General features: G+C 40.2%; 15 protein-coding genes. 14 read left to right on the top strand and 1 reads right to left on the bottom strand.

From position 1 onward, the window contains the following. The first annotated feature begins 56 nt into the window (after positions 1-56). The 9 genes from RUMTOR_RS10085 (at position 57) to RUMTOR_RS10045 (ending at position 7,854) form a co-directional block, all read left to right on the top strand. A complete protein-coding gene (locus RUMTOR_RS10085) occupies positions 57-872 on the top strand; it encodes a sugar phosphate isomerase/epimerase family protein (protein WP_009242985.1) in 816 nt (271 codons plus the stop codon). Positions 873-944: 72 nt separating this feature from the next. Continuing rightward, positions 945-1,754 carry a BtpA/SgcQ family protein gene (locus tag RUMTOR_RS10080; protein ID WP_004847633.1) on the top strand — a complete coding sequence of 270 codons (810 nt, stop codon included), beginning with the start codon at positions 945-947 and terminating at the stop codon, positions 1,752-1,754. 68 nt (positions 1,755-1,822) lie between these two features. After that, positions 1,823-3,358 (top strand): FGGY-family carbohydrate kinase, encoded by a 1,536-nt coding sequence (locus RUMTOR_RS10075; protein ID WP_009242986.1) that lies wholly within the window; start codon positions 1,823-1,825, stop codon positions 3,356-3,358. 147 nt (positions 3,359-3,505) lie between these two features. Next, positions 3,506-4,354 carry an amidohydrolase family protein gene (locus RUMTOR_RS10070; RefSeq protein WP_004847628.1) on the top strand — a complete coding sequence of 283 codons (849 nt, stop codon included), beginning with the start codon at positions 3,506-3,508 and terminating at the stop codon, positions 4,352-4,354. 5 nt (positions 4,355-4,359) lie between these two features. Then, positions 4,360-4,797 carry a secondary thiamine-phosphate synthase enzyme YjbQ gene (locus tag RUMTOR_RS10065; RefSeq protein WP_004847626.1) on the top strand — a complete coding sequence of 146 codons (438 nt, stop codon included), beginning with the start codon at positions 4,360-4,362 and terminating at the stop codon, positions 4,795-4,797. A 7-nt stretch (positions 4,798-4,804) separates the two neighbouring features. Next, positions 4,805-5,593, top strand: a complete 789-nt coding sequence (locus RUMTOR_RS10060; protein WP_004847624.1) for a PfkB family carbohydrate kinase — start codon at positions 4,805-4,807, stop codon at positions 5,591-5,593. A 132-nt stretch (positions 5,594-5,725) separates the two neighbouring features. Then, positions 5,726-6,613, top strand: a complete 888-nt coding sequence (locus RUMTOR_RS10055; RefSeq protein WP_009242988.1) for a fructoselysine 6-kinase — start codon at positions 5,726-5,728, stop codon at positions 6,611-6,613. A 128-nt stretch (positions 6,614-6,741) separates the two neighbouring features. Continuing rightward, positions 6,742-7,152: a hypothetical protein gene (locus RUMTOR_RS10050; protein WP_004847621.1), complete on the top strand. Its 411-nt coding sequence runs from the start codon at positions 6,742-6,744 to the stop codon at positions 7,150-7,152. A gap of 63 nt (positions 7,153-7,215) precedes the next feature. Further along, entirely contained in the window at positions 7,216-7,854 is a 639-nt protein-coding gene (locus RUMTOR_RS10045; protein ID WP_004847620.1) for an HAD family hydrolase, read from the top strand. Here the strand turns inward: RUMTOR_RS10045 and RUMTOR_RS10040 are convergent. Further along, positions 7,846-8,685, bottom strand: coding sequence for a MerR family transcriptional regulator (locus tag RUMTOR_RS10040; protein WP_004847619.1), 840 nt, complete (start codon positions 8,683-8,685; stop codon positions 7,846-7,848). The two genes, RUMTOR_RS10045 and RUMTOR_RS10040, sit on opposite strands and share 9 nt — an antisense overlap. 108 nt (positions 8,686-8,793) lie before the next feature. Between RUMTOR_RS10040 and RUMTOR_RS10035 the strand changes: the two genes are divergently transcribed. The 5 genes from RUMTOR_RS10035 to RUMTOR_RS10015 all read left to right on the top strand — a co-directional run bounded on the left by RUMTOR_RS10035 (position 8,794) and on the right by RUMTOR_RS10015 (position 13,621). Beyond that, the gene (locus RUMTOR_RS10035; protein WP_004847618.1) at positions 8,794-9,957 is read left to right on the top strand and encodes an iron-containing alcohol dehydrogenase; all 1,164 of its coding nucleotides are present in this window, start codon (positions 8,794-8,796) and stop codon (positions 9,955-9,957) included. A gap of 15 nt (positions 9,958-9,972) precedes the next feature. Beyond that, entirely contained in the window at positions 9,973-10,632 is a 660-nt protein-coding gene (locus RUMTOR_RS10030; RefSeq protein WP_004847617.1) for a cyclase family protein, read from the top strand. Continuing rightward, positions 10,632-11,294 (top strand): DUF6198 family protein, encoded by a 663-nt coding sequence (locus tag RUMTOR_RS10025; RefSeq protein WP_004847616.1) that lies wholly within the window; start codon positions 10,632-10,634, stop codon positions 11,292-11,294. The genes RUMTOR_RS10030 and RUMTOR_RS10025 overlap by 1 nt, the downstream gene beginning before the upstream one ends. A 1-nt stretch (position 11,295) precedes the next feature. Continuing rightward, on the top strand, positions 11,296-12,711 hold the full coding sequence (locus RUMTOR_RS10020) for an MFS transporter (RefSeq protein ID WP_004847615.1): 1,416 nt from the start codon (positions 11,296-11,298) through the stop codon (positions 12,709-12,711). 499 nt (positions 12,712-13,210) lie between these two features. Beyond that, positions 13,211-13,621: an RrF2 family transcriptional regulator gene (locus RUMTOR_RS10015; RefSeq protein WP_004847614.1), complete on the top strand. Its 411-nt coding sequence runs from the start codon at positions 13,211-13,213 to the stop codon at positions 13,619-13,621. The last annotated feature ends 1 nt before the right edge of the window (position 13,622 follow it).

Raw genomic sequence — 13,622 nt, 5'->3', positions numbered from 1 at the left:
ATGGAACGGGCGGCAGTCTTTTCAAATTTTAAGTATTGAAACGGAGGAATATGGCAATGAAATTCGCGCCTATGAATTATCATTATTTAAGATATCCGATCAAAAAATTTCTTGATAAAGTGGAACGCTCACCGTTTAACAGCATCGATTTGTATTGTTCGGCACCGCAGCTTAATCTGTTCGATTATCCGCTTTTAAGATTGATCGAATTGAAAAAGGAGATTGAAGCACATCATTTAAGTGTGATGGCGATGACGCCTGAAAACTGTGTGTATCCGGTTAATTTCTGTACGCAGGATGATCTTACAAGAGAGTCAAGCATTCGGTATTATCAGCGAGCAATCGACACGGCACAGTTTCTTGACTGTCCGTGTGTGCAGATCAGTACCGGATTCGGATACTTCGATCAGCCAAGAGAAGAGGGTTGGAAATACTGCAGAGAATCGTTGTGGACACTGGCGCAGTATTGCGAAAAGAAAGACGTCAGGTTACTTTTGGAAGAGTTAAAAGTAACGACGACAAACGTGCTTATCACAAGCAAAGATATCGCAAAGATGCTGGAAGAGATCGAGTCTCCGTCAATCGTCGGAATGGTTGATATGGATCAGATGACATATGCGAAGGAAACGATCGATGATTATTTTGATAATCTAGGAGATAAACTTCAGCATATTCACTTTAACGACAGAGGTCATACTGTTCCGGGAGACGGAGATTTCCCGATGAAAGAATATTATGATTCGATTAAAAACAGAGGTTATGACGGAACGGTGTCGTTTGAAATATGCGACAGAAGATATTATCGCGATCCTGATAAGGCGATCGATGATATTGTCGCATGGATGAAAGCAAATACGAACGAGTTTGATTAATTATAAATTACAAATCTTGTTATATAAAGGAGAATACAACATAGAAACAAATATTATACGGAGGAAAGTGTTATGTGGACACAAGACATGTTTGGAGTAGAGAAACCGATTATAGCGCTGCTGCATCTTGACGCGCTTCCGGGAGATCCGGGATATTGCGGAGATATGAAAACAGTTACAGAACACGCAAGGAAAGACTTGCTGGCGCTGCAGGACGGAGGCGTTGACGGAATCCTTTTTGCAAACGAATTCAGTTTGCCGTACCAGCCGGTAGCGGATATCGCGGTTGTTTCGGCTATGGCGTATATCATCGGAAAATTAAAAGACGAGATCAGCGTACCGTTTGGCGTTAATGTCGTAAAAAACCCGATTGCAACGATCGATCTCGGAGCTGCAACAGGAGCAAAATTCGGAAGAAGCTGTTTTTCAGGAGCATATATGGGAGAATATGGAGTATATGTCTCGAACAGCGGAGAAGCGATCCGTCACAGAAAAGCGCTCGGAATCGAAGATATGAAACTTCTTTTTAAAGTAAACCCGGAAGCGGATGCTTATCTTGTACAAAGAGACGTTCAGGTTGTTGCAAAATCCATTATGTTCGGCGATTTTGCAGATGGATTATGTGTGTCGGGAGCGGCAGCAGGAGCAGAACCGGACGATGTGATACTATCCAGAGTGCATGAAGTGGCGAAGCCGAGAAAAGTTCCGGTATTCTGTAATACAGGATGCAATCACGGAAATGTCAGAGAGAAACTGGGAAACTGTGACGGCGTCTGCATGGGAACTGCATTTAAAAAAGACGGCGTATTTAACGGCAGGGTAGATAAAGAGCGTGTAAGAGAATTTATGGAGATTGTGGCAGACATAAGAAAAGGATTGTAAGGAAAAATCAATAAAGAAGAATCTTTGATAAGAAAAACAGTGAAAGAAGAGTCTTTGAGGAGAAAACAGTGAAAGAATATTATCTGGGAATAGATATCGGTACATATGAGTCGAGAGGAATGTTGATCGATGAAAATATGATCCCTGTTGCAGATTGTTCGGTAACTCATGGAATGGATCATCCGCAGGAAGGTTGGTTTGAACATGATGCGGACAAAGTCTGGTGGGGAGATTTCTGTAAATTATGCAGGCTTCTTCTTGAAAAGAGTAACATTCGTTCTGACGAGATCAGATGTGTCGGGACGAGCGCTCTTGGTACGGACTGCCTGCCTGTAGATAAAGACTGTAATCCGCTGCGTCCTGCAATATTATACGGGATCGATTCGCGGGCGGAAGAAGAGATTAAGTGGTTGACTCAATATTATGGAGATGACGTCAAAAAAATGTTCGGTCATCCGATCTGTACAGGCGATACGGCGACGAAAATTTTGTGGCTCAAAAACCATGAGCCGGAAGTGTATGAAAAGACATATAAGTTTTTGACGGGAAGTTCATATCTCACTGCAAAATTAACCGGAAAGTATGTGATCGATCAGTTTTTGGCAAAAGGATCGTTTCGTCCGCTTTATAATCGGGACGGCACGATAAATAAAGAAAATTGTAGCTTATATTGTCGGCCGGATCAGATCGCGGAGTGCGCGTATTCTTTTGAAATTGCAGGGACAGTGACGGAAGAGGCGGCAAAAGAGAGTGGTTTGAAAAAAGGTACGCCAGTGATCGTCGGTACAGGAGATTCCACTGCAGAAGCGATCAGCGTAGGATTGGTAGAATCGGGAACTGTATTTTTCCAGTATGGTTCGTCTATGTTTTATTACTACTGTGTTGATCGTTATGTTGATGATTATGTGTCGGCAAACGGAAACGGTTCTTTAAAAGGTGGAAAGGAATTTACGATACCGGGAACATTTTGTATCGGAGACGGAACGAATGCGGCGGGAACGCTGACGAGATGGGTGAGGGATACGTTTTATGAGGAAGAATTGAAGAAGGAACGAGCGGGCGGTGAAAATGCATACGCAGTGATGGCAAGAGAGGCGGCAGAGGTAGAAGCCGGATCGGAAGGGCTGATCATACTTCCTTATATCTATGGAGAGCGCAGCCCGATACAAGATGCGAAAGCATCGGGAATGCTATTCGGTTTAAAAGGAACACATACAAGAAAGCAGATTAACAGAGCCGCGCTTGAAGCGGTCGGATATTCGACTCTTCAGCATATGATCTTGTTTGATGAAATGAACCTTCCGCCGAAATCCGTTATTACGGCAGGGGGCGGCACAAAAAATGCGGCATGGATGCAGATTATATGCGATATGATCGGAAGGCAGATATGTATTCCTAAAAGATATCAGTGTTCGGCATACGGAGATGCTGCAATGGCGGCGCTTGGAGATCGGAGGTTTCGTGATTTTACGGAGCTTAGAGATTCTCTTCCGAAAGGGAAAATACTTGTTCCGAATGAAAAGAACCATATATATTACAAAGAACATTACAAGATGTTCAGAGACTTGTATTTGAATAATAAAGATATGATGCATAGAATTTAAACAATTTCAATATAGAAGAAAACAAATTGAAGCAAAAAAATAAAAAGCAACAAAATGAAGCAAAAGAAATAAGAAACGAGATATATAAAAGAAATGCGGCAAATAAAAGCGAAAAATAAAAGCGAAAAATAAGAGGAAGTGACAAAAATGGTAATAGACACACATATTCGTCCGGCGCTTTTCTCACCAATCTGTGAAAATAAAGAGCGCTTTGAAAAGCGATGCGATCAGATGAACTATCATTTGATGAAGCCGTCAAGTATCGAACTTTTGAAAAAGCAATATGCATTGGCAGGAATTGAAAAAGTATTTCTGCTTCCGTCAGATTGTTCGTTTGAAACGGGAGAACCGGATATATCAAACGACGAGATCGAGAAGATCGTACAATGTGATCCGACGTTTTTTGTCGGGTTTGCGTCTGCAGATCCGAGAAAGGAATCGGCGGCAGAAGAACTGGAAAAGGCGTTTAAGTTCCAAAATCTGGCGGGACTTTATATCAATACGGCAAGATTACATATGTATCCCTGTGATGAAAGATTATTTGTGCTGTATGATATATGTAAGAAATATAAAAGGCCGATCATTTTTCAGGCAGGATTGAGTATGGAAAATAACTCTCTGGCAAAATATTGCCGTCCGATTGAATTTGAGGAGGTTTTAAGTAAATATCCCGAAGTGAACATCTGTCTTTCTCATGTCGGCTGGCCGTGGGTTCAGGAAACGGCGGCGTTGCTTTTGAAATATGAGAATTGCTATACAAATACGGCGCTGATGAATTTTGACGGACCGTATCAGATTTACAAGAAAGTATTTACCGAAGATATGGGAGCGCTTTGGGTAGAACACAATATAGCGGATAAGATTATGTTTGGTTCGGGTTCGCCGAGAATTCGCCCGGTCAGAAGTAAAAGAGGATTGGACAGTCTTGGTTTCTCGGAAGAAACACTTGAAAAAATATATGCAGAAAATGCAGAGCGGTTTCTTGGAAGGGAGTGAGAGAGATGGATTTTATACTAAAAGAAGTTCCGATATGTGCGGATAAAGAATTTGAGATGATCAAGATTACAGATGACGTACGCAAGGTTGTGGAAGAAAGCGGAGTCGAAAAAGGAATTGTCTATGTAATTACAGAGCATACAACGACAGGGATCACTGTAAACGAAAGTCTTCCGTGTGTAGAAAAAGATCTTATGGAATGTCTTGACCGGATCGCGCCTGAAGATTATCCGTATCATCATAATCATTACCTTCCGACTTACGGAACGATCGGAGGAAACGCGCCCGGACATTTGAAATCGCTTCTGACAGGAAATCACTGCGTATTTCCTGTTTTAGACGGCACATTAAAACTCGGACACGCAGTCGATATTTATTTTTGTGAATACGATGGGATAAAAAACAGACGTTATATGGTTTATGTAGTCGGGGAAAGGGGTTAAGATCATTATGAAACGGACACTTGCGATGGCAGATAACTGCATTGACGTTTATTATAAACTAGATCGGTACTATCTGACGGGAAACAGTATTGATTTTGCATTGAATTATAAAGATCTTGGCGGTGATGTCACGGAAATGACGATTCTCGGAAATGATGTGTTTGCCGACGCTTTAGAAGAGAGGTTAAAAGAAAGAGAAATTCCTTTGAGGATACTAAAGCGTACCGACCGCCCTACAGCCGCCGCAAAAATGGATCTTGTTGACGGGGATAAAAAGCATCTGCATTTTGAAGGAAATGCGATGGAAGAGATCGAACTTCAGGACGATGATCTGGAATTTGTAAAACAGTTTGATATTATTTATGCGGAGCGTTGGGCGAAAGTCGGCAGATATATAAAAGAGATCAGGCAGGAAGGGCAGATATGGGTATATGATTTTTCTAAACGTTTGGAACAGGAAAGTAACGACGAGATCATTCCGTATCTTGATTATGCATTCTTTTCTTATGATCGGGATGACGAATATATAAGAAATTTCATGGTGAAGACGAACGAAAAAGGGGCGAAAACAGTCGTTGCCATGCTCGGAGAATACGGAAGCCTTGCTTATGAGAACGGGAAGTTTTATAAGTTGGATGCAGAAAAAGTTGAAGTAGTAAATACGGTAGGAGCAGGTGATTCTTATATCGCGGCTTTTACATACGGAGTCAGCTTGGGAGAAGATATCATGCAGTGCATGCGGCGCGGAAGACAACGTGCGACAGAGATTATACAGCAGTTCAATCCTTATAAGTAGCGAAAGATATCGTGAAATGCCGGAAAACAAAGAAACAAAATACGGCATGAAAAAAGAGTAACAATTCAGCGGTGACAGTTTCGATTAGGCGATCTGTTGCAGAAAATGTCAGAAAAGAAAGGAATCGGAAAGATGGAGCATTGTAAGATTATTGCAGTTGGAGATAACGTATGTGATAAATATTTGTCAAGAGGAAAGATGTATCCGGGCGGACAGTGCGTTAATACATGTGTTTATGTAAAGATGAACAATATGGAGTCTGCGTATCTTGGAAAATACGGAGATGATGAAGTGGCAGCTTGTGTTCAGGATACGTTGAAAGAAATCGGAATTGATGACAGTCACTGCCGTCGTTATGAAGGTGAAAATGGATTCGCTCTTGTAACTTTGAAAGAAACTGACAGAGTATTTTTAGGTTCAAATAAAGGCGGTATCGCAAAAGAGCATGATTTCGGATTTACAAAAGAAGATTTAGAGTATATCAAAGGTTTTCATCTTATTTACACAAATCTGAATTCTTATATTGAAAAAGAACTTCCTGTTTTATATCAGACGGGCGTTCCGGTTGCATATGATTTTTCTACTCGTTGGACAGACGAGTATTTGAAAGAAATATGTCCGTATGTAACAGTTGCGATTATGTCGTGCGCGCATTTGACAGATGAAGAGCGGGAAAAAGAAATGAGAAAAGCACAGTCTTACGGAGTGAAAGTTGTTCTCGGAACGATTGGAGAAGACGGATCTTACGTTCTTTATAATGATAAGATCTTATATGCGCCTGCAGTACACGCCGACGATGTGATCGATACAATGGGAGCAGGAGATTCTTATTTCTCAGCATTTTTATGTTCGCTTCTTGAAACGTCAAAGGAAGGAAAGATCGTTGAGGGAACAGATGAAGAAATGGCAAAAAGACTTCAGACGGCAATGGGAAAAGGCGCGGTATTTGCGGCGAAAGTATGTGCTTTAGAAGGAGCTTTCGGATACGGAGTTCCGATCTTGGGAAAGACAACTGTGTAAAGATCCAAAGGTAAGATACAAAAGGATAAAAGAAAAGATAAAAAGGATAGCTATAAAAAGATAACTGTAAAAGAGAGATCAACCAGTTAAAAATAATGAAAAATATAGTATAATAACGGAGGAAAAAAATGAGACCGAATGTATATGAAAACAAAGAAGAAGGAATCAAATGTGTATATACGAATGAAAAATGGCTTGTAAGCATTAAAAACTGGAAGCCGGATAATGATATCGAAGGACTGAAACACCTGGAGATTCATCATACGACAGATGAACAGTTTATCCTTGTAAACGGAAAAGCGATTCTGATCACGGCAGAAAGAAAGGACGGAAAATTTGAAACAGAACTGACACTTATGGAAAAGGGAAAAGTTTATAATGTTCCGAAAGAATGTTGGTTCTATTCGATCACACAGAAAGATACAAAGATGGTTTATGTTCAGGATTCGGGATGTTCTATGGAAAACAGTGATTTTTGCGATCTTTCAGAAGAAGAAATCAAAAAAATCCAGGAAGAAGCGCGTCATTTATTCGCCTGATATTCCATAGGGAAAGTAAGGAAAATAGATCAGAAGCAATCGGGGATCGGAAAAGGAGCGGTTATGAAGAAAAAATATGTTTTATTTGATTTTGACGGTGTAATTGCAGATACGGAAGAAAGCAACAGTCATTATCTCGGTCTTGCACTGAAAGAGTTCGGAGTTGAGCTGACGGAAAAAGACAAGCAGAGGTTGATCGGTACGCATGATCAGGAACTTCTTATAGAATTCCTGTCGCGGGCGCCTCGCAAAGTGACAGTAGAGCAGCTTACACGGAGACGAAAAGAACTTGGAAATACATATGAAAACGGAAATATTGCTCCGATTCCCGGAATTGTTCCGCTGATACAAGGGCTGAGACAAAGCGGAGTGAAAACCGCGCTCGTATCTTCTACTGCAACCCGTCTTATTATTATGGGACTGAATCGGATGCAGATGACGGACTTGTTTGATGTGATCGTCTGCGGCGATATGTGTGCCGAGAGAAAGCCTGATCCGGAATGCTATTTAAAGGCGATGGGATTATTAGGCGCTGTGCCGCAGGAGTGTCTTGTGTTTGAAGATTCGTCTGTCGGCATTCACGCCGCGAAACAGGCAGGGATCGAAGTCGCGGCATTTACCGGTTCAGGGAACGGTCAGGACGTAAGCGAAGCGGATTATGTTGTTTCATCATATGAAGAAAGTAAAAGGGTCTTAATCTGACCCCTTTACTTCTTTTATTTTAATGGATATCTGAGTAATGTAGTTTGCGGGATCTGACTCCGTAGTTTCGTCTATTAAGCTTTCGTCGTAGATCATAGATTCGATTTCAAAATGGTTCTTTCCGGCATAATCTATCATAAAAGGATAAGCTTGATAAGTTTGGTTATACGGACCTTTATGATACATTACGATATAAGTTCCGCTTTCAATAATGTCATAATCTTTTTCATCGTGATCTGACGGAAGGATTGTATAGTAATATTTATATTGAGTTTTATTGATATTCGGATTCAGCGCTGTTTTCATATCTACGATTCCGGCGACCGCATGTCCTAAGCTGTAGTCTTTTTCCTTGCGGTAGGCCATATGTTCTCCTAAGATTTTATATTGGAGTGTATCGCTTGCATCTGCGGGGATTTCTTTACTTTTAACAATTTGGATGGCGGGTCTGTATTCGAGATAAATCGTATCTAATAAGACAGACTTCGCCTTATTTATCAGATCAAGTTTTACGTGCATCATCTCTATTGTCCGATTGTATTTATTGACTGTTTGTTTCAGAGGGATCATTCTGTTGCTGTATAGATCATAGATCAAGTCGGCGTTTCTGTTTTCTATATAATTCTGAATTTCTTTGAGAGACAAGCCGATTGTCTGTAAGGCCTGTATAGTTACTATAATATCAAGTTGTTCTAAACTGTAAAATCGGAATCCTTTTTCATTTTTAAATATCGGTTTAAATACATTTTTCTTTTCGTAAAAAAGTAAAGTTTGCTTGGAAACTCCTGAAATACTGGAAAATTCATTTGGATTTAATAGATTTTCGTACATAATAGCAATCCTTTCCTGCGTAAAATGGAAATTTTATAAATAGGCTTGAGTATATAGTAACAATATACCATATAATAATACGTATAGAAACAGAAAAGGAGTAAAAGTATGTTGGAAGTTAATAATTTATTTCATGCTACACGTATTATAGAAGGGTATGGAGTAATAGAAACGACAGGACAAGAATGTGCGAATCTTGGTTTTGGAAAAGTGTTGGTTATTACAGATCCGTTTTTAGCGTCTTCCGAGCATTATAAAAAACTAAAGAAAAGTTTGGATGATGCGAAAATCGAAAACTTTTTGCTGACGAATGTGAAGCCGAATCCAAGAGCGGAAGATTGTGACGAAATGGCAGAGTTTGCGAAAAAGAATCATGTTGATGCACTGATCGCGTTAGGCGGGGGATCTGCGATGGATCAGGCGAAAGCTGTCGGCGCGGTTGTCACGAACGGAAAATCCACTGTAGAGTGGGGAGATACGGAATTGGATACAAATATACTTCCGCTGATCTGCATTCCGTCTACTTCGGGAACAGGAGCAGAAGTGACATGGTGTGCCGTTATAACAGATACAGAAAGACAGTACAAAATGACAGTCGGAGATCCTGTTCATATGATTCCTGTCTTAGCGATCTGTGATCCTGAAATTACGATCGGACTGCCGAAATCTTTAACTGCGGCATGCGGTGTCGACGCTTTAACACATTGTATCGAAGCGTATACGGTTCAGTTACATCAGCCGATCACAGATGCTCTGGCGCTGAAAGGGATTTCTATGATCGCAGAGAATCTGGAAAAAGCATACGAGAACGGCGAAGACAGAGAAGCAAGAAGAAACATGATGATCGCAAGTACGATCGGCGGTATGGCGTTTATTTCTTCAAATGTCGGAGCGGTACATGCTTTTGCCGAGACAGTAGGCGCTTGGTTTGATACGCCGCACGGTGTGGCAAATTCACTGTTTCTGCCATATATCATGGAATTTAATATTCCGGCATGTCCTGAGCGGTTTGCAGATATTGCGGATGCAATGGGAATCGAAAGAGAAGAAAGTATGTCTGACGAGCAATACGCATTGAAAGCGGTAGAATATGTGAAAGCTTTGAACAGAAAATTAAACATTCCTACAATTAAAGAAATCAAAGGAATCACGGAAGAGAGATTTGAGGCGATCGCGGAAAGATCTGCTAACAATGTTTTATCAAATGACAATGCCAGAAAAATTACGAAAGAAGATTACTTGGAGCTGTTAAAAAAAGCTTACAATGAATAATGAGGATATGAGATTATGAGAAAAATTAAAAAGATTGTAGATTTATCATGGGAATTTACTGCCGAAACACCGATATACCCGGGAGATCCGGAACCGTCTGTTACAGTTGCTACTACACTGGAAAACGAAGGTTACAATCTATCTACATTGGTAATGGGAACACAGACCGGTACTCATGTAGATGCGCCGTATCATTTTTCAAACAGCGGTGAAACGATCGATAATATGGAATTAGATTTCTTCTTGGGAGAAGCTGTTGTTGTAAGAGTAACGGATAAAAAGGCTGACGAAGCAATTACATTAGAAGATATCGAACCGTATAAAGAAGAAATTTGTGAAGGAAAAATCGTTCTCTTTAATACAAACTGGTATAAAACAAGAGGTACAGATGAATTTTTCCACCATCCATATGTAAACGGAGATGTAGCAAAATATTTAGTTGATAATGGGGTTCGCTTTATCGGAATTGATACGATCAATGCGGATCAGACTGGTGGAACGGAATTTCCGGTACACGATCTGTTCTCTGAAAAAAGATTGATGATCGGAGAAAACTGGGCATTTTTTGATCAGATCGATTTTGAACGTCCGTATGTTATCGCACTGCCGATGAAACTTATAGGATGCGACGGTTCGCCTGTAAGAGCGATCGCGGTACAGTGGGAGGAAGAATAATGGATGCGAAAAAAATCTGGAGTTATGCCAGAAGGCTGCTCGCAATTATCCCTTCTATTTTCATCTGTGCTCTTGGAGTAGCGCTTTTGGTTTGGCCGGAATGGGGATGTGATCCGCTGACAACATTTGAGATTGGGTTATCAAATGTATTTCACGTTCAGTTTGGTACTGTTGCTCTTGTGTTTGAAGGAATCATGTTTTTTGTATTTTTCTTTGTAAGAAGAGATTTGGTACATTTAGGAACTCTTGCATGGTGCTTTTTAATAGGACCTTTTGAAAATTTCTGGTTAGACGTTCTTGCACCGATGCTGCCGACAGCTCCGGAAATGAGTGTCGGACTGAAAATAGCGTGTATTTTAATAGGTTCGATCATTATTATTTTGACATTGGCTTATTATATCCCGATCGGTTTAGGATATCAGACATCCGATATATTTGCGTTTATGGCGGCTGATCTTGTTAAAAAGAGTTACGGAATCGGTCTGATCATATCTTATGCAATCTTATTTGTAATCGGAGTGGCGTTAGGATCGTCATGGGGAATCGGAACATTGATCGCAGTTGTTGCATACGGACCGATCATAGACAGGCTGATGGGGATTATTGAGCCGTTCTCATTTGCTGTGGCAGGAATGAAAAAAGAAGATAAGAAAGGCAAGTAAGATGAAAAGGATGTCACCTGCAAGGGCGATAGCATATGGACTGCCCGGCTTGGCAACGCTTTTTACATTTACCATGTTTACGACATATGGCTTGTATTTTTTTACAAATGTTGTCGGATTGTCAGGAAAATTCGCGGGTCTGATCATGACGATCGGAACTTTATGGGATGCTGTTACAGATCCTTTGGTCGGAATCATCTCAGATAACCGCGATCCCCGTAAAGGGAGAAGAAGACCGTTTTTATTAGTATGTGCGATTCCGTTTGGAATTGTAACGTGGCTACTGTTTACGGCATGGGATTTTGTTGAAATTCAGCAGAAAATTTATTTTATTATAGTTGCTTTGTTATTTTATACATTTCAGACTTTGATCGACGTTCCGTATACTTCCTTAAGCGGCGAAGTTACCGATAACTATGACCTGCGAAGTAAGCTGGCTACAATAAGAACGTTTTGGGCGATCATCGGAGTGGCAATCGGCGGCGGGATCATGGCATATACCGATTTTTTAGAGCCTGTTGTCGGCGGCAGCAGACAAGCTTGGTCCGTATGTTTTGCATTTTTCGGCATTATCTGTACGCTTAGTATCTGGATCGGTTATAAGGCGAGTGAAGGATACGAAAATAAAGATATTATTACAAAAAAATCTTATTCCATAAAAGAAATGCTGGAAGGTCCTCTTCGGAACAAGCCGTTTCTTCATTTAACGATTGCGTTTATATTTGCAATTTTGGCACAGGCGATTTTTCTCGGAGTATTGGTATATTATCTGAGATATAACCTGAACCTGAACGACACGCAGGTATCCCTTGTGAATATCATTATGTGGATCGTAGCGTTGTTTTGGGTTTTTCCGATAGATCATTGGTCTACGAAATATTCAAAAGTTGTTTCATGGACGATTTCTATGGGAATCTGGCTTTTGTGTATGATCGTGTTCCCTTTGTTCTTCTTAAAGCCGGGTTCAACCGCAGCGCCGATCATTATGACGAGCATTCTCGTAGTTGGGTTAAACGCACTGTATCAGGTTATTTATGCTATGATTTCTGACTGCGTAGAAGTCGATGAATTGATGAGCGGTGAAAGACGGGAAGGGTTGTTTTATTCTATGGCAACCGTATCCCAGAAATTAGCCGCTGCGTCCGGCGTCAGTGTTTTAGGGATGATTATAGATTATGTCGGATATAATCCGGCGGTATCCGTGCAAAGTATGCAGACAGTTCAAGGGTTTCATAATATATTTGTAATAGGAACTTCTGTCTGTCTGCTGCTGTCCATTGTGACAATGGCAACAAACCCTTTGACGAAAAAACGTTATTCCGAAGTGTTGGAAGCCGTGCGCTTGAAAAGGGCAGGGAAAGAGATTGCTTTAGATGAATTTAAAGATTTATTGTTTATAAAAAAGAACCGAAAATAATATAACATATGAAAACTCTCTTTTTGCATTTTATATAAGGAAGGAAATGCATATGACCTTCCTGTGTTGAGGTGGGAAAGAGAGTTTTTATATTTTAAGGGAGATGTGTGGGGACTGTGATACAGGTTTAAATTTTGTAAAGAAAATGTAAAAAAACTGAAAAATATACAAAATTCACATTTCGTATAAGTAAAAAGTGGAATAGTAGAAAAAAATAAATTATTTTACATAAATTGAGGGCGAAAACTTGACAATTTTTCATGGGGGGGGGTATAATTTTACTGTAGTATAAAAATAGAACAGAGGAAAGAATTCAGCGATCAAAGCTTTTAAATGCCTACATAGTCAGATATGTGGGCATTTGTTATGTTAAAAAATATAATACCTACCTGAGAGGTATTATATAAAAAGAGATTTATATATTGTAAGTATGATGGCGGCATTCTTTCACATGGAGGTCGTTTTTTTATTTTGTATATAACTTATGAGGAGGCGGACTATGCAGCTTAACGTGACAACAGATTATGCGATCAGAACTGTTTTATATCTGGGGCAATGTAAAAAGATTGCTTCCGCTACAGAGATATCGAATGAAATGGGAATTCCAAGAGGATATCTTGAGAAAGTGCTTTCAAAACTGAAAAAGGCAGAATATATTTCCGCAGATCTGGGAGCCAGAGGCGGATATCGACTTAATAAGACTTTAAAAGATATTACATTGGGAGATGTGATACGCCTTATGGAAAGCACGACAAAAATAAACCGATGTCTGGAGGATGATGCTTATTGTAGTCGAAAGGCGGTAGATTTTTGTGCGGTGCGAAGATATTACGCAAAAGTTCAGGAAAAATTAGAGACCCAATTTTTCAGTATTTCATTGAAAGAAATTTTGGAACAAGAGGGAGCGTGAA

The sequence above is a fragment of the [Ruminococcus] torques ATCC 27756 genome, assembly GCF_000153925.1.
GTDB lineage: Bacteria > Bacillota > Clostridia > Lachnospirales > Lachnospiraceae > Mediterraneibacter > Mediterraneibacter torques.
The sequence above is the reverse complement of the archived record's forward strand: the minus strand, read 5'-3'. Positions and strand labels throughout refer to the sequence as shown.